At 42.3% G+C, this 15,891-nt stretch carries 25 protein-coding genes and 1 pseudogene; all 26 read right to left on the bottom strand.

Annotated elements, in window-relative coordinates; genetic code table 11:
- Nucleotides 1-9 precede the first annotated feature (9 nt).
- On the bottom strand, nucleotides 10-1,008 hold the full coding sequence (locus tag MKZ05_RS00930) for a serine hydrolase (RefSeq protein ID WP_339160963.1): 999 nt from the start codon (nucleotides 1,006-1,008) through the stop codon (nucleotides 10-12).
- Between the two features lie 112 nt (nucleotides 1,009-1,120).
- On the bottom strand, nucleotides 1,121-1,594 hold the full coding sequence (locus tag MKZ05_RS00925; protein WP_339160961.1) for a GNAT family N-acetyltransferase: 474 nt from the start codon (nucleotides 1,592-1,594) through the stop codon (nucleotides 1,121-1,123).
- Between the two features lie 20 nt (nucleotides 1,595-1,614).
- A complete protein-coding gene (locus tag MKZ05_RS00920) occupies nucleotides 1,615-2,361 on the bottom strand; it encodes an amidohydrolase family protein (protein ID WP_310027180.1) in 747 nt (248 codons plus the stop codon).
- Between the two features lie 98 nt (nucleotides 2,362-2,459).
- Nucleotides 2,460-2,975, bottom strand: a complete 516-nt coding sequence (locus MKZ05_RS00915; RefSeq protein ID WP_335365335.1) for a GNAT family protein — start codon at nucleotides 2,973-2,975, stop codon at nucleotides 2,460-2,462.
- A gap of 189 nt (nucleotides 2,976-3,164) precedes the next feature.
- Complete coding sequence (rpsI, locus tag MKZ05_RS00910) at nucleotides 3,165-3,557, bottom strand: 30S ribosomal protein S9 (protein WP_003217273.1); 393 nt, start codon at nucleotides 3,555-3,557, stop codon at nucleotides 3,165-3,167.
- A 20-nt stretch (nucleotides 3,558-3,577) separates the two neighbouring features.
- Nucleotides 3,578-4,015 carry a 50S ribosomal protein L13 gene (rplM, locus tag MKZ05_RS00905; protein WP_003217042.1) on the bottom strand — a complete coding sequence of 146 codons (438 nt, stop codon included), beginning with the start codon at nucleotides 4,013-4,015 and terminating at the stop codon, nucleotides 3,578-3,580.
- Nucleotides 4,016-4,181: 166 nt separating this feature from the next.
- Nucleotides 4,182-4,925 carry a tRNA pseudouridine(38-40) synthase TruA gene (gene truA / locus MKZ05_RS00900; RefSeq protein WP_050945816.1) on the bottom strand — a complete coding sequence of 248 codons (744 nt, stop codon included), beginning with the start codon at nucleotides 4,923-4,925 and terminating at the stop codon, nucleotides 4,182-4,184.
- Nucleotides 4,926-4,936: 11 nt separating this feature from the next.
- Entirely contained in the window at nucleotides 4,937-5,734 is a 798-nt protein-coding gene (locus MKZ05_RS00895) for an energy-coupling factor transporter transmembrane protein EcfT (RefSeq protein ID WP_044139647.1), read from the bottom strand.
- Nucleotides 5,731-6,600: an energy-coupling factor ABC transporter ATP-binding protein gene (locus MKZ05_RS00890; protein ID WP_050945817.1), complete on the bottom strand. Its 870-nt coding sequence runs from the start codon at nucleotides 6,598-6,600 to the stop codon at nucleotides 5,731-5,733. The genes MKZ05_RS00895 and MKZ05_RS00890 overlap by 4 nt, the downstream gene beginning before the upstream one ends.
- Nucleotides 6,576-7,418 carry an energy-coupling factor ABC transporter ATP-binding protein gene (locus tag MKZ05_RS00885; protein WP_008356549.1) on the bottom strand — a complete coding sequence of 281 codons (843 nt, stop codon included), beginning with the start codon at nucleotides 7,416-7,418 and terminating at the stop codon, nucleotides 6,576-6,578. Before MKZ05_RS00885 ends, MKZ05_RS00890 begins: the two co-directional genes overlap by 25 nt.
- 124 nt (nucleotides 7,419-7,542) lie before the next feature.
- Nucleotides 7,543-7,905, bottom strand: coding sequence for a 50S ribosomal protein L17 (rplQ, locus tag MKZ05_RS00880; RefSeq protein ID WP_003216944.1), 363 nt, complete (start codon nucleotides 7,903-7,905; stop codon nucleotides 7,543-7,545).
- A gap of 76 nt (nucleotides 7,906-7,981) precedes the next feature.
- Nucleotides 7,982-8,926 (bottom strand): DNA-directed RNA polymerase subunit alpha, encoded by a 945-nt coding sequence (locus MKZ05_RS00875; RefSeq protein WP_003217009.1) that lies wholly within the window; start codon nucleotides 8,924-8,926, stop codon nucleotides 7,982-7,984.
- A gap of 175 nt (nucleotides 8,927-9,101) precedes the next feature.
- Entirely contained in the window at nucleotides 9,102-9,497 is a 396-nt protein-coding gene (gene rpsK / locus MKZ05_RS00870; RefSeq protein ID WP_003217231.1) for a 30S ribosomal protein S11, read from the bottom strand.
- Between the two features lie 20 nt (nucleotides 9,498-9,517).
- Nucleotides 9,518-9,883 carry a 30S ribosomal protein S13 gene (rpsM, locus tag MKZ05_RS00865; protein ID WP_003217023.1) on the bottom strand — a complete coding sequence of 122 codons (366 nt, stop codon included), beginning with the start codon at nucleotides 9,881-9,883 and terminating at the stop codon, nucleotides 9,518-9,520.
- Nucleotides 9,884-9,904: 21 nt separating this feature from the next.
- Nucleotides 9,905-10,018 (bottom strand): 50S ribosomal protein L36, encoded by a 114-nt coding sequence (rpmJ, locus tag MKZ05_RS00860; protein ID WP_003156543.1) that lies wholly within the window; start codon nucleotides 10,016-10,018, stop codon nucleotides 9,905-9,907.
- A 31-nt stretch (nucleotides 10,019-10,049) separates the two neighbouring features.
- Entirely contained in the window at nucleotides 10,050-10,268 is a 219-nt protein-coding gene (infA, locus tag MKZ05_RS00855) for a translation initiation factor IF-1 (RefSeq protein WP_003217190.1), read from the bottom strand.
- Nucleotides 10,246-10,553, bottom strand: a pseudogene (locus MKZ05_RS00850) (RNA-binding protein). The gene infA and the pseudogene MKZ05_RS00850 overlap by 23 nt, the downstream one beginning before the upstream one ends.
- Nucleotides 10,554-10,580: 27 nt before the next feature.
- Nucleotides 10,581-11,327, bottom strand: a complete 747-nt coding sequence (gene map, locus MKZ05_RS00845) for a type I methionyl aminopeptidase (RefSeq protein WP_003217210.1) — start codon at nucleotides 11,325-11,327, stop codon at nucleotides 10,581-10,583.
- Entirely contained in the window at nucleotides 11,324-11,977 is a 654-nt protein-coding gene (locus tag MKZ05_RS00840) for an adenylate kinase (RefSeq protein ID WP_253621931.1), read from the bottom strand. The genes map and MKZ05_RS00840 overlap by 4 nt, the downstream gene beginning before the upstream one ends.
- 55 nt (nucleotides 11,978-12,032) lie before the next feature.
- A complete protein-coding gene (gene secY / locus MKZ05_RS00835) occupies nucleotides 12,033-13,325 on the bottom strand; it encodes a preprotein translocase subunit SecY (RefSeq protein ID WP_012008710.1) in 1,293 nt (430 codons plus the stop codon).
- A 1-nt stretch (nucleotide 13,326) separates the two neighbouring features.
- The gene (gene rplO / locus MKZ05_RS00830; RefSeq protein WP_003216888.1) at nucleotides 13,327-13,767 is read right to left on the bottom strand and encodes a 50S ribosomal protein L15; all 441 of its coding nucleotides are present in this window, start codon (nucleotides 13,765-13,767) and stop codon (nucleotides 13,327-13,329) included.
- Nucleotides 13,768-13,797: 30 nt separating this feature from the next.
- Complete coding sequence (gene rpmD, locus MKZ05_RS00825) at nucleotides 13,798-13,980, bottom strand: 50S ribosomal protein L30 (RefSeq protein ID WP_003217067.1); 183 nt, start codon at nucleotides 13,978-13,980, stop codon at nucleotides 13,798-13,800.
- 13 nt (nucleotides 13,981-13,993) lie between these two features.
- Nucleotides 13,994-14,494, bottom strand: coding sequence for a 30S ribosomal protein S5 (gene rpsE, locus MKZ05_RS00820; protein WP_003217179.1), 501 nt, complete (start codon nucleotides 14,492-14,494; stop codon nucleotides 13,994-13,996).
- Between the two features lie 24 nt (nucleotides 14,495-14,518).
- Nucleotides 14,519-14,881, bottom strand: coding sequence for a 50S ribosomal protein L18 (gene rplR / locus MKZ05_RS00815; protein WP_003216951.1), 363 nt, complete (start codon nucleotides 14,879-14,881; stop codon nucleotides 14,519-14,521).
- A 32-nt stretch (nucleotides 14,882-14,913) separates the two neighbouring features.
- Nucleotides 14,914-15,450: a 50S ribosomal protein L6 gene (gene rplF / locus MKZ05_RS00810; RefSeq protein ID WP_003217186.1), complete on the bottom strand. Its 537-nt coding sequence runs from the start codon at nucleotides 15,448-15,450 to the stop codon at nucleotides 14,914-14,916.
- 31 nt (nucleotides 15,451-15,481) lie between these two features.
- Nucleotides 15,482-15,880, bottom strand: a complete 399-nt coding sequence (gene rpsH / locus MKZ05_RS00805) for a 30S ribosomal protein S8 (protein WP_003217040.1) — start codon at nucleotides 15,878-15,880, stop codon at nucleotides 15,482-15,484.
- Between the last annotated feature and the right edge of the window lie 11 nt (nucleotides 15,881-15,891).

Raw genomic sequence — 15,891 nt, 5'->3', positions numbered from 1 at the left:
TTTTGATGATTATGTAGTAAAAGCCTTAATTAAACGTTGTCTAAAGTTTTGATCCACTGCTGCAGTAAGCATAAATTCATTGAATACTTCCTCAATCCAGTGAGAATTGTTCGCTTTCGGATCATTGATAAAAAGAGAGATGGATATAGAGGATGTATCTGTTCTTCGATATAAAGCAGCTGTGAAAACAAACAATGTTGCTCCGCTTTTATACCAAAGATATTGATCTGTTTCCGCCTTGAATGTTTCTCCCAGCACAATTTGGCTAAAAAGACGCTTTTCTTCTGTTGTTAACAGCTCATCCTGTAGACGTTTCATAAAATGTGCATATTGATTAGTTGTAGACCTTGTCATTTTTTGCGTCAGTAATGATTGAATACGCAAGCTTAACAAGTCTTTTTTCATCAATTTTTCTTCTAACGCCTTTTTATGCTCTAGGTCATTTTTCATGATATTAAAAATCTCAATCATCAGAGATTTGTATTGTCCATCAGTTACATCGCTCATTTGCTTGAATGCATCCCGCTCATGATCAGATATATAGGCTGGCCACAACAGCTTGGGTGTCAGTGGCATGACTTCACCATGTTCTGTAAGGTCCGCTTGTTTCATTCGATCATTGATCTTATCTAAGCCGAGACGTTCAATCAAATAATCAGTACAAGCATTCGAACTGAATTGCATCATCCCTTTGGCAACATTTAATAAAGTTGCATGCTCAGAAAAATCGTTGATCTCCAGCCAGTATGTATGAGCACCACCGTCTGTTCTATCAATATAAAACCGCTCTATGTCCGCCAATGCCACTTTTTCATCTAGCTTGATGTCACCGCTAGAGACGGTTTTAACAAAATGAAATAAAACCATTAATTTCACCGTACTTGCAAGTGGTGTTTTTTGATCACCATTCCAATCTAATCTCACATCTTCATTTTCAATAATTGTCACTGATACGTCCTTTTTGTTTTTCGTGACAAATGTCAAAAGATCTTCCTTTGTTTTATTCAAATGTTTCTCCTTTCCCAACCACTATAGATTCTCATCTTTAATATAACAAATATTTGAAATAAAGGCACAAAAAAAGAAGTGGTTTGTGAATCCCCTCCGCTTCTTAATGATTTTATTCATGAGGCAGTTGCAGCTTCATCCCATCATGCGTAGCTTCAAAGCCCAACTTTTCGTAAAAACGGCGTGCATCCGGCCTCTGTTTGTCTGTTGTTAGCTGAATCATATGACAACCGCGGTCGCTTGCGTGCTGAATAGCCTTTTTTATCAACATCGTGCCAATTCCTTTCCCTCTATGAGACGAGGCCGTACGAACTCCTTCTATTGAAGCTCTCCATCCTCCTTGATGTGTAAGAAATGGCGTCATGGTCAATTGGAGAACACCTACAGCTTCTTCCTGATCACACGCAACAATGAGTTCAATATTTGGATCAGCATCTATTGAATGAAAGGCTTCGATATAGCTTTCTAACAATGGTTGCGTGTAACGCTCTCTTTTTTGACCTAACATATCATCCGCGAGCATGAAGACGATTTTATCGAGATCATCCAGCTTGGCTTCTCTGAATGTCAGTTGACTTAACCCCATTGAACACACCTCCTATGAAATTATTGACCAAAATACCATTGATGTGCGTTCTTATATAAGATATGATCAGCTGCTTTTTCATCAAAGAGCTGCTGAATCAACCCAACATCACCGTATTCAAATGGACGCTTCGCCCTTGTGGATGGAAGGTCTGTACCAAACATCAGTGCATCAGGATTCGTTTGATAAATGGATGTCAACGCATGTTCAACGTTTAAATCGACACGTCCAAAACCTGTTGCTTTTACCCGAACTCCTTTATCAACCAGCTTGAGCAAATGCGGCAAACCTTCTTCCGATAAGCCTAAATGATCAATCGAAACGGCTGGTAGCTGTTCAAGCGTAGATGAGATGTCAGGGAGATGCTTAGCGTCTATGTAGAGCTCACTATGCCAGCCCGCCAGTTCATACACCCTTCTCGCAAAATAATCGAGCTTCGAAATATCCTCCGAACCGCCACGCTTCACATTAAAACGTAAAGCCTTCACCCCATGTTGATCCAAATGAACAATCTCATCATCAGTTGCCGTAAAAGGTAATTGAGTCACGCCGCAAAAATCTGGCCCCAGTTCATCTAGCGCTTTCAACAAATAGCCTTGATCAAAGCCTTGAAATGACCCTGAGACGATGGCTCCACCTACAATCCCCAGATCAGCCGTCTCTCTCCTATAATCATTCACCACATAACTAGGGGGTGTATACCCTTGGTTTTCTTGAATGGGAAAATCAAAATCAATGATATGAAAATGTGCATCAAAGATCCTCATGCTTGGCGCCCCTCTTCTGCTTATTTGATCTGATTATATCAATAGCGAAAGCCAAGGGATATTTGGAATGACGAATTACTTCATATCATGAAAACTTATCAAGTTTTCCATTCCTCACTTAAGATGGCATAGTAAAACTCATCCCACCACTCATTTCCTTGTGGGATACATTTTTCAAAATATCCTTCTCTTCTCATCCCCATTTTCTCCATCACTCTCCACGATGGCACATTTTCAGGCTGACAAGTGGCAATGATCCGATGTAAATTCATTGTGTGAAAGCCATGATGCAGTACAGCATAGGCTGCTTCAGATGCATAGCCTTTGTTTTGATATACAGGATTGAAGACCCAGCCAATTTCATACGTGTGATCACCAAAGTAAGGATGAAATGCGATATGCCCGATGCATGTATGATCTTCTTTTAATAGGACAGCGACATACTTAGCATCTTCATGACGATTATTTTTGACAAATTCCTTCGCATCTTCTTTAGAAAATACATCTTCCGGAATATACTTCATCACTACCGGATCAGATGTATATGCATAGACATCCTGCCAATCATCATCAGCAAATGGACGAATGAGACATCTTTCTGTCGTTAGATTCATAGGACAACCTCCATCTTTTTTAACAGAAAACTTCTATACTCATATTTTATACGTATTCAAGAGGAAGAGACCAGTTATGATCTATCACATAAAAAGCACAAAAAAAAGCACCAGCACGAAGCTGATGCTTTTTTTATAAGGTTTGTTTGTAACAAACCTTTGTAAAACGTCCATACAATATAAAATTGATTAACGTTTTGAGAACTGAGGAGCTCTACGTGCGCCTTTAAGACCGTATTTCTTACGCTCTTTCATACGAGGGTCACGAGTAAGAAGTCCAGCACGTTTAAGTGATGTACGGTACTCAGGATCTACTTCTAGAAGAGCACGAGAGATACCGTGACGAATTGCTCCAGCTTGACCAGAGAATCCACCACCGTGAACAGTTACAAGAACATCGTAGCTGTTAGCTGTTTCTGTGATGTTCAAAGGCTGTTTCACGTCTTCGATTAAAGCAGCGAATGGAATGTATTCAGTAATTTCACGATTATTAACGACGATACGGCCTTCACCTGGAACTAAGCGAACGCGCGCTACAGAACTTTTACGACGACCTGTACCGTAATATTGAACCTGTGCCAAATTGTTAACCTCCCTTATAATTAACCGCGAAGTTCGTAAACTTCAGGTTGTTGTGCTTGATGTGGATGCTCAGAACCACGGTACACATTTAATTTTTTGAACATTTGACGGCCTAATGGACCCTTTGGAAGCATACCTTTGATAGCAAGCTCCAACATTTTTTCAGGGTAGTTTGTACGCATCTCAAGAGCAGTTCTTTGTTTCAAACCACCTGGGTGCATTGTGTGACGGTAGTAAATTTTGTCCGTCAATTTCTTACCTGTTAGTTCGATTTTCTCAGCATTGATGATGATGACGTGATCACCTGTATCAACGTGTGGTGTATAAGTTGGTTTGTGCTTACCGCGCAAAAGTGATGCTACTTCAGTAGAAAGACGACCTAGAGTCTTGCCTGCCGCATCAACAACTAGCCATTTGCGCTCAATTGTGCTTGCGTTCGCCATTGGTGTTGTACGCATGAGTTTCCCTCCTAAATAAATCAATGATTTTTCCTTGAATCAAATGCTACGTTCTATTTCAAAACACAAGATAAGTCTTCCGGGGCTTATTTGTGGGGTTGAAATACATACCATATGATATCTTATAACTTTCTGCTTCCTGTGTCAAGAACATGTTACACCTGGTTTAGTTGTCATAGAAAACTTCCCATAAATACAGTCCGTGACTAGGCGCAGTCTTGCCTGCCGCTTCGCGATTTCGGGCGGCAAGCATGGCTTTTATCTCATCAGGGTGGAATTTACCAGATCCGATTTCAAGTAACGTTCCAGCGATAATTCGCACCATGTTGTATAAAAAGCCATTTCCTCTCACACGCATTTCAAGCCCGTCTGAGACGTTTTTCCACTCAAGGGTGTAAATCTCCCTCACCTTGTCCTGAACCTCTGTATTGGCCGCACAAAAGCTTGTGAAATCGTGTGTGCCAATGAGGTGCCCAGCGGCTTCTCTCATTTTGTCTGCATCCAGCCGGTAAGGAAAGTGGCAGGCATACTGTCTCGTGAACACATTTTGGTGCGTTTCCGTTGAGACCTTATAACGGTACTCCTTCGAAACGACACTAAAACGTGCATGAAACGACTCATCCACTTCCTCAGCCTTTAGAACCCGGATGTCATCCGGCAAGAGACTGTTGAGGGCAAAAGGCCATCTTTCCATCGGAATCGAGAGCGGCGTGTCGAAATGGATGACCTGCCCCTTCGCATGGACGCCACTGTCCGTCCGGCCAGAAGCCACAATCGGAATCAGTTCATCCTGTTTATGCATTCTTGCAAGAGCCGACTCGATCTCCGTCTGAACAGTTCGCTGCCCAGGCTGCACCTGATAGCCTTTAAAATGTGTTCCATCGTAGGATACGGTACATTTGACCTTCATCTAGGAATCACCTAATTTCTCAGAAGCACAAGGAGTGCTGTTAACAGGATGAATAGGAGCAGTGTGAACGTGTCTTTCATGCCCCAGACAAGCTGACGGTATTTCGTCCGCCCTTCTCCTCCGCGGTAGCCTCTCGCTTCCATAGCGGTCGCCAGTTCCTCTGCACGCTTAAACGCACTGACGAAAAGCGGGACAAGTAAAGGAACGATGGCTTTCATGCGATCTTTAAGAGGTCCGCTTGTAAAATCAACACCTCTTGCCATTTGTGCCTTCATGATTTTGTCTGTCTCTTCTAGTAAAGTTGGAATGAACCGAAGAGAGATGGACATCATGAGAGCAAGCTCATGAACGGGCAGTTTGATTTTACGGAATGGGTGAAGCAGCTTTTCCATACCGTCTGTCACTTCTATAGGCGTTGTGGTTAACGTCAGAAGTGTCGTCATCATGATGAGATAGACAAAACGGAGAGAAATGAAAATCCCCTGCTTTAGACCTTCTTCATAAATATTTAAAAAACCAAAGTGAAATAGCAAGGCGCCATCCTTTGTCATGAAGATATGCAGTATGAAGGTAAACAGGACAATCCATAGGATCGGCTTCATTCCTTTGAGAATAAAGTATAGCGGCACCTGAGAAACCATCACCACAAGGAGGGTAAAGACACCTAAAAGCCCGTAAGTGATGTAATTATTAGCAAAAAAGACAATAAAGACAAAAAAGAAAATTGATAACAGCTTTGTCCTTGGATCAAGACGATGGACAAAGGATGAACCTGGCACATATTTGCCGATAATCATACTATCCATCATGATGTCGTGTCCTCCTGATAAAGAGCTGTTAAGGCTTCTGCCATTTCATCCATGGTCAGAAGCGGCCTTGGAAACGTAATGCCCAGCTTTTCTTCTACAGTCTGCTGGAATTTAATCGTTTCTGGGAGGTCGAGACCAAACGAAGACATGTCTGTACGATTGGCAAACAATTCTCTCGGCGTACCTGTCGCCTTCACAGTTCCTTTATGCATCACAATCATTTGATCCGCATAATGAGCGGCGTCCTCCATACTGTGTGTAACCAGAATCGTGGTGAGGTTTGCCTTTTGATGAAGCTCATAGAACATGTCCATGATTTCCTTACGTCCGCGTGGATCTAATCCTGCAGTCGGCTCATCCAGCACAAGCACTTCTGGCTCCATCGCTAGAACACCTGCAATCGCCACACGTCTCATTTGACCGCCGCTTAGTTCAAAGGGAGATCGAGATAATAAGGATTCAGGAAGACCAACTAGCTTCAGCATTTCCTTCGCCTTTGCTTCTGCCTTCTCCTGAGGAACACCGAAATTCATCGGACCAAAGCAGATATCCTTAAGGATCGTTTCTTCAAAGAGCTGATGCTCAGGAAACTGAAACACGATGCCTACTTTTTTCCGAAGTGACTTTAAATCCTTCTGCTTTTTATTGGCTTGTAAGATGGTATCCCCAAGCGCAATGCTCCCCTTCGTTGGTTTGAGCAAGCCATTTAAATGCTGCAGCAACGTGGACTTGCCAGAGCCCGTATGACCAATGACAGCGACATAGCTGCCCTCTTGGATGGAAGCATTGACATCATACAAAGCGAGACGCTCAAACGGCGTTTTCATTTGATAACGATGCTCTAATTCTTTGATCGTAATGTCCATAGCTCTTTCACCAATCCTTCTTGTGTCAAATGGGCATTTGCAAGCGGTACACCTTGCTGCTTCAATTGTTTGCTCAACCGATAGGAGAATGGCAGATCAAGTCCAATTTGAACTAGCTGTTCGTCTAGTTCAAATACTTCCTCTGGTGTTCCCTCGGCAAATTTTTTCCCGCCATTCATGACAATGACCCGGTCTGCCTTGGCGGCCTCGTCTAAATCATGTGTAATGGAAATGACTGTGACCGTCCCTTGTTCCTTCAATAGTCTAACAGTCTCTAACACTTCTTCACGGCCAATCGGATCAAGCATTGATGTTGCTTCATCCAAGATCATGATGTCAGGGCTTGCGGCAAGTACACCTGCAATGGCGACTCTCTGCTTTTGCCCGCCTGATAGATGGTGCGGCTCTTGATCAAGAAACTCCTGCATATTGACCTGTTTGACAGCCCAATCTACACGTTCTATCATCAATTCCCGCTCAACCCCGTTATTTTCTAAACCAAAAGCCACATCATCACGAACCGTTGAGCCAACGAATTGGTTATCTGGGTTTTGAAAGACCATTCCGACCTTTTTGCGAATATCCCAGACACTCTCTTCTTTCAGCTCAATCTCTCCAACCTTGACCGTTCCAGCATCCGGTAAAATGAGCCCATTCAGTACACGGGCAAGAGTGGATTTACCTGAACCGTTATGACCAACAATGGCGAGCCATTCATTTTGATTCACATGCAATGACACTTGATCTAAAGCGGGCTTGTCCGCATCCTTGTGATAACGAAATACAATGTCCTTTACGTCAATTAATGTCTTCCCCATCTCTACCGGACCTCCTCTCAGCTCAACCTCTTCTTTGCTTCTTGCTAAAAAGCCGTAGTATCTAAAAAAGGGCATAGATCCAGTTATGAACTGTCCCGCCCTTTCTTAGATACACGCTATGTGATTAAACTAATTCAATGACAGCCATTGGTGCGCCATCGCCGCGACGAGGTCCAAGCTTCATGATACGAGTGTATCCACCTTGGCGATCTTCGTAGCGAGTTGCAACGTCAGCGAATAATTTTTGAAGTGCATCTTGGTTTGTTTCAGCGTTAGCTACTTCATTACGAATGTAAGCTGCAGCTTGACGGCGAGCATGAAGATCTCCGCGTTTGCCAAGAGTGATCATTTTTTCAACTACAGAGCGAAGTTCTTTCGCACGTGTTTCAGTTGTTTCGATGCGTTCGTTGATGATCAAATCAGTCGTTAGGTCACGAAGCATTGCTTTACGTTGTGCACTAGTGCGTCCTAGCTTTCTGTATGCCATGTGATGTCCCCTCCTTAGTTAGAGAATGCTGTATGAATAAAAAACACACGAAAATCCTAGTTCACAATGAAACTAGTCAATCGTCTTTACGAAGACCCAGTCCAAGTTCTTCTAGTTTCGCTTTCACTTCTTCAAGAGATTTACGTCCAAGGTTACGAACTTTCATCATATCCTCTTCTGTCTTGTTAGCAAGCTCTTGAACAGTATTAATACCCGCACGCTTCAAACAGTTGTAAGAACGAACAGAAAGATCAAGCTCTTCAATTGTCATTTCAAGCACTTTTTCTTTTTGGTCTTCTTCTTTCTCAACCATAATCTCAGCATGCTGAGCTTCGTCAGTTAACCCAACGAAAATATTCAGGTGTTCAGTTAAAATCTTAGAACCTAGAGCGATCGCTTCTTTCGGTCCTGTGCTCCCATCAGTCCATACATCTAGTGTTAATTTATCATAGTTTGTGATTTGCCCAACACGGGTGTTCTCCACTTGATAAGTCACACGAGAGACAGGTGTATAGATTGAGTCGATCGGAATCACACCGATTGGCTGATCGTCTCTTTTGTTTGCATCAGCAGGATTATACCCGCGACCTCTTTGTGCAGTTAAGCGAACACGGAAGCTCGCATTCTTGCCAAGAGTTGCGATGTGGAGATCTGGATTTAAGATTTCAATATCGCTGTCGTGTGTAATATCAGCAGCTGTTACAGTACCTTCATCTTGTACATCAATTTCAAGCGTCTTCTCTTCTTCAGAGTAGATTTTGAGTGCAAGCTTTTTAATGTTTAAGATAATCGTTGTAACATCTTCAACCACGCCTTCGATCGTTGAGAATTCGTGTAAGACACCATCTATCTGGATCGATGTTACAGCTGCACCAGGAAGTGAGGATAAAAGGATACGACGAAGGGAGTTCCCTAAAGTGGTACCATATCCACGCTCAAGTGGCTCTACGACAAACTTGCCATACTTGGCATCGTCGCTGATTTCAACCGTTTCGATTTTTGGTTTTTCAATTTCGATCATCTAATAAAACCCTCCTTCAAAACGTCGAAACCTCGAATAGAATCATATGAGATTCCATCCGAAATTCCTCATTGTTTAGTCCCGTATGTGCTCAGGCAACGAGTCGTGTATTCGTCTCATAAATAACTGTATCATAACCCATTATTGACAGGGACACAAAATCTATACAAACAAATTACACGCGGCGACGTTTTGGTGGACGGCATCCGTTATGAGGAACTGGAGTTACGTCTCTGATTGCAGTAACTTCAAGACCTGCAGCTTGAAGTGCACGAATTGCAGCTTCACGACCAGAACCAGGACCTTTAACAGTTACTTCAAGTGTTTTAAGACCATGTTCGATAGAACCTTTAGCAGCAGTTTCAGCAGCCATTTGTGCAGCGAAAGGAGTAGATTTACGAGAACCTCTGAATCCTAATGCACCAGCACTTGACCAAGAAATTGCGTTTCCATGAACATCAGTAATCGTTACAATCGTGTTGTTGAAAGTGGAACGAATATGAGCGATTCCAGCTTCAATATTCTTTTTCACGCGACGTTTACGCGTATTTTGTTTACGAGCAGCAGCCATTCTTTAACTACCTCCTTTACTTATTTTTTCTTGTTAGCTACAGTACGACGCGGACCTTTACGAGTACGCGCGTTGTTTTTTGTGTTTTGTCCACGAACAGGAAGTCCTCTACGATGACGGATTCCGCGGTAGCTTCCGATTTCAATTAGACGCTTAATGTTAAGTGAAACTTCACGACGAAGGTCACCTTCTACTTTAAGTTTGTCAATGATATCACGGATTTTACCAAGTTCGTCTTCAGTTAGATCGCGAACGCGAGTGTCTTCAGAAACACCTGCTTCTTTAAGGACTTGTTGCGCAGTCGTACGACCAATTCCAAAAACATATGTTAAAGAAATGACAACACGTTTATCACGTGGAATATCTACACCAGCAATACGAGCCATGATTTGGGCACCTCCTTGTTATTAGCCTTGTTTTTGTTTATGTTTTGGGTTTTCACAGATCACCATTACTTTTCCTTTTCTGCGAATAACTTTACATTTTTCACAGATAGGTTTAACAGATGGTCTCACTTTCATGTGTTTCCAACCTCCTTCTTCCGGAGTTGCTTTATTTGTAACGGTACGTAATTCTACCACGAGTTAAGTCATATGGAGATAATTCTACCGTAACTTTGTCTCCAGGTAAAATGCGAATGAAGTGCATACGGATTTTTCCTGATACATGAGCCAAAACTGTATGACCATTCTCTAGTTCAACTTTGAACATTGCATTTGGCAAAGTTTCTGCTACAGTACCTTCCACTTCAATTACATCGTCTTTCGCCATTCAAGTGTTCTCCCTTCTTCAAATCAGTAACTTGCTCTCTGACAAATGTCCAAATGAGTTTATCTCAATTGTCCATCTATCACCCGACCTGTTTTGAATATACTGTTCTGAACTTCCGGAGATACGCAACCATAAAAGGTTATATGATTGATATTTTTTCTTAGGAGAATGAAATTTACGCTTTTCTCCGTCTGCGATTAGTACATGGCAGCCACCGAACATGCCGATGACACCTGTATACTGATCTTGTTCTTTCCTTTGGACTATACAGACAACCTGCCCGATTTGGGCCTGAAAGGCTTCAGTGAAGACCTAAATCTTAGTCAGTATATCAAAACCTGTATCTGTAATCGCAATCGTATGCTCAAAGTGAGCACACTTTTTCCCATCAACCGTTACAACCGTCCAGTTATCAGCCAATGTTTTCACATATCGGCTGCCTGCGTTCACCATCGGTTCGATGGCCAACACCATTCCAGGTTTTAGCCGCGGGCCTTTGTTGGGCGGACCATAATGAGGAATTTGAGGGTCCTCATGAAGATCCTGTCCGACCCCATGTCCAACATATTCTCTAACAACTGAGAAATTCTCGTTTTCTACATACGTTTGTATGGCATGGGAAATGTTCGACAGACGTTCGCCTGGCTTTGCTTCCTGTAAGCCTTTATATAGAGATTCCTCTGTGACTTCCAGTAATTTGCGGTCTTCATCACTGATTACCCCAACTGGATAAGTCCAAGCAGAGTCACCATGATAGCCATTTAACTTTGCGCCAATATCGATACTAATGATGTCACCATCACGTAAAACCCGTTTACCAGGAATACCGTGAACGAGTTCTTCATTCACCGAAACGCAAATGCTCCCGCGAAAACCATTATACCCTTTAAAAGATGGGATTGCACCCTGCTTTGTAATAAAACGTTCGGCAATTTGATCCAATTCTTTTGTCGAAATACCTGGTTTTATGTGTTTCTTCAGCTCTTCATGAGTCAGTGCGACAATGCGTCCAGCTTCTCTCATAATCTCAAGCTCGCGAGGAGTTTTACAGATAATCATTTATTTAATCCCCCAAGCAGGCCCTTGATATCTGCATATACATCATTAATGTGTTTTGCACCATCAATGTTTGCAAGATATCCTTTTTCTGAATAGAAGTTCAGTAAAGGTTCAGTCTGCTTTAAGTTTACTTCAAGTCTAGTCGAAACGGTTTCTGCATTATCATCTGCACGTTGATAAAGCTCGCCTCCACACTTATCGCAAACATTTTCTTTCGCAGGTGGATTGAATACTAAATGATAGGTTGCTCCGCAATTTTTGCAAATTCTTCGGCCAGTCAGACGCTCCATCAATGCATCTTTATCGACTTTAATATTAATGACATAATCAATCGTTCTGCCAAGGTCCTTTAGAATGTCTTCTAAAGCTTCAGCCTGAGCGACTGTTCGCGGAAATCCGTCCAGAAGAAAACCTTGTTCACAATCATTTTTGCCAAGTCTTTCTCTAACAATACCGATTGTGACCTCATCAGGAACAAGCTCTCCTTTATCGATAAAGGATTTTGCTTCGAGCCCAAGTTGTGTCTCCTCTTTCATAGCAGCGCGGAACATATCTCCTGTTGAGATATGAGGGATCCCATAATCATCAACAATTCGTTCTGCCTGAGTGCCTTTACCAGCACCCGGAAGCCCCATTAAGACTAAGTTCATTTCGGATTTCCCCTTCCTTACTTAGAGAGGTTGGGCAGGAGCCCAGCCCTCTGTTTTATTTCATAAATCCACGGTAGTTTCGTTTCACTAATTGGCTTTCAAGCTGTTTCATTGTTTCAAGTGCAACACCTACAACAATGAGAAGACTTGTGCCGCCAATTTGTGCAGCGGAAGGTAATCCAGCGAATTGAATGAAAAAGATAGGAAGTATTGAAATCACGGCTAAGAAAATGGCGCCCACAAACGTGAGTCGGTACAAAATGCTCGTAATTCTATCTTGAGTCATTTTCCCTGGACGAACTCCCGGGATATAGCCACCCTGCTTTTGCAGATTTTCAGCCATTTGTTCAGGATTCACTTGGACAAAGGCATAAAAATATGTGAAAGCAACAATCAGTGCTACATAAATCGTCATACCGATTGGCTTAGTATAGTCAAAGTTGTTGGTTATCCAAGTTGTCACATTATTGGTTCCGAAGAACGATGCGACCGTCTGCGGAGTAATAATGAAAGAAACGGCAAAGATGACTGGAATCACCCCTGCTGGATTCACTTTCAATGGAAGATGCGTTGCTTGACTAGCAGACATTTGTGCACGGCCAGTTCCTTTTGAATATTGAATCGCAATCTTTCTCACTGCCATTTGAATGTAAATAACACCAATAACAATGACAAGAATAGCAATGACAATAAGGGCAATTTTCAGGATTTGCATGAACAACTGTCCATCTCCACCTACAAACTGCTGAGCGTACACTTGTTTTAATGTTTGAGGGATACCTGCGATGATCCCGGCAAAGATAATAATCGAAATACCGTTACCAACACCGTGAGCAGTAATCTGCTCTCCCAGCCACATTAAAAATGCTGTTCCCGCAGTGAGTACGACCGCAATTAAGAGGTACGTTGAAACACCTGGGTTTTCAATCAGCATGCCTCCTGCCATATTGTTGAATCCATATGACATTCCTAACGCCTGGATAAAACCTAGAACAATTGTAAAATACCTTGTGAATTGTGCTAATTTTCGGCGGCCAACCTCTCCTTGCTTTGACCACTCAGTGAACTTCGGAACAACATCCATCTGCAAGAGCTGAATGATGATCGAAGCGGTGATATACGGCATAATCCCCATTGCAAGAATGGAGAATTGGAAAAGTGCCCCGCCCCCAAACGTGTTGAGGATCCCGAAAACACTCATTTGATCCTGTGCCTGGAGAACTTCGGCGTTCACATTAGGCACAGGGATGAAAGCACCTATACGAAAGACGATTAACATTAAAAGAGTGAATATAATCTTATTCCGTATATCTTTCACGCGCATAAAATTGGAGATTGTCTTAAACAAGTTAGATCACCTCGGCTGTACCGCCAGCAGCTTCAATAGCTTCTTTCGCAGAAGCAGAGAATTTATTGGCTTTTACAGTTAATTTTTTTTCTAATTTACCGTTGCCAAGAATTTTTACTCCTGCTTTTAACTTGCTTATTGCACCAGTCTCTAGAAGAAGTTCAGGAGTTACTTCCGTTCCTTCGTCAAAACTGTTTAATCTGTCTAAGTTGATTACCGCGTAATCTTTACGGTTGATGTTTGTAAAACCACGTTTTGGAAGACGTTGGAATAAAGGCATCTGACCACCTTCGAAACCAGGGCGTACACCGCCGCCAGAACGAGCGTTTTGACCTTTATGACCTTTACCAGAAGTTTTACCGTTACCTGATCCAATACCACGACCAACACGGTTGCGTACTTTACGTGAACCTTCTGAAGGCTTCAATTCATGAAGTTTCATTTGGGCACCTCCTTATCGATTAAAAATGTTTTATTGTTCTTTAACAGAAACTAAATGAGACACCTTGTTAATCATGCCGCGGATCGCTGCATTGTCTTCATGTACGACTGTTTGGTTTGTTTTCTTAAGACCAAGAGTACGAACAGTGACACGCTGATCTTCTGGGCGACCGATTACACTGCGTTTGAGGGTAATTTCTAATTTATTTGCCATTAATGTTCCCTCCTTATCCTAACAGGTCTTCTACAGATTTTCCACGAAGCTTCGCAACGTCTTCAGCACGTTTAAGTTCACTTAAACCCTGAAGTGTTGCGCGGATCATGTTGATCGGTGTATTAGAACCTAGAGATTTAGAAAGGATATCAGCTAGACCAGCAAGCTCAAGAACCGCACGCACTGGGCCTCCAGCGATAACTCCTGTACCTTCTGAAGCAGGCTTCAATAGAACGTTTCCTGCACCGAATCGACCGATGATTTCATGTGGAATTGTAGTTCCAACCATTGGTACTTCAATTAAATTCTTTTTCGCATCTTCAACAGCTTTGCGGATCGCTTCTGGTACTTCTTGTGCTTTACCAGTACCGAAACCTACATGACCGTTTTTGTCACCGACAACAACTAAAGCTGCAAAACGGAAACGACGTCCACCTTTAACAACTTTCGCTACGCGGTTAACCGTAACTAAGCGTTCTTCTAACTCTAATTTGCTTTGGTCAATACGACTCATTCGGATGTGTCCCTCCTTCTTTTATTAAAATTTAAGTCCAGCCTCACGAGCAGCTTCAGCTAGAGCTTTTACACGTCCATGATATAAGTATCCTCCGCGGTCAAATACCACGTTAGAGATTCCTTTTTCAACAGCACGTTTTGCAACAAGTTCGCCAACTTTAGTAGCAGCTGCAGCGTCAGAACTATTCTCGATCTTTAACTCTTTATCAAGAGTAGAAGCACTTACAAGTGTTACACCGTTAACATCATCAATTACTTGAGCGTAGATGTTCTTGTTAGAACGGAAAACGTTAAGGCGAGGTCTTTCAGCAGTACCTGAAAGTTTCGCACGAACACGAGCGTGTCTTTTAAGACGAGTAGCGTTTTTGCTAGTTTTCGTAATCATCCGAGTCACTCCTTTCTTCACATTAAGCGATCTTACTTACCAGTTTTTCCTTCTTTACGGCGAACGAATTCACCTTCGTAACGAATTCCTTTACCTTTGTAAGGCTCTGGAGAACGGACAGCGCGGATGTTAGAAGCTAGAGCTCCCACACGCTCTTTATCGATACCTTTAATGACTACTTTCGTTTGAGATGGAACTTCGACTTCAACTCCAGCCTCAGGAACGATTTCAACTGGATGAGAGTATCCAACGTTAAGAACAAGTTTGTTTCCAGATTTAGCTGCACGGTAACCGACACCGATAAGTTCTAAACCTCTTTCGAAACCTTTAGATACACCTTCAACCATGTTTGCAATTAAGCTACGTGTTGTACCATGTAATGCACGGTGTTCTTTATGATCAGACGGACGGCTTACAGTTAAGACGCTGTCCTCAATTTTAATTTCCATATCAGGGTGAAATGTACGAGTTAGTTCACCTTTTGGTCCCTTTACTGTCACTGTGTTATCGTTGTTTGTCACAGTAACTCCTGAAGGGATCTCGATTAGTTTTTTACCTATACGAGACATACCAAGCACCTCCATTCATCTTAAACTTTTTTTACCATACGTAAGCAAGTACTTCTCCACCAGCTTGTTTAGCACGGGCTTCTTTGTCCGATAAAACACCTTGTGATGTAGAAATAATTGCGATTCCAAGTCCGTTAAGTACACGTGGTACTTCATTTGATTTCGCATATACACGTAAACCAGGTTTACTGATTCTTTTAAGACCAGTGATAACACGTTCGTTGTTTTGGCCATATTTAAGGAACATACGGATAATTCCTTGTTTGCTGTCTTCTACATATTCAACGTCACGGATAAAACCTTCACGCTTTAAGATTTCAGCAATTTCTCTTTTGATTTTTGAAGCCGGTACTTCTAGCTTCTCATGACGTACCATGTTCGCATTGCGAATACGAGTCAGCAAATCTGCAATCGGATCTGTCATAACCATTATTTAATAAC

Source organism: Bacillus sp. FSL M8-0277 (assembly GCF_037975305.1).
Lineage (GTDB): Bacteria > Bacillota > Bacilli > Bacillales > Bacillaceae > Bacillus > Bacillus pumilus.
Note: the sequence above shows the minus strand (reverse complement) of the source record. Positions and strands in the feature narration are given on the sequence as shown.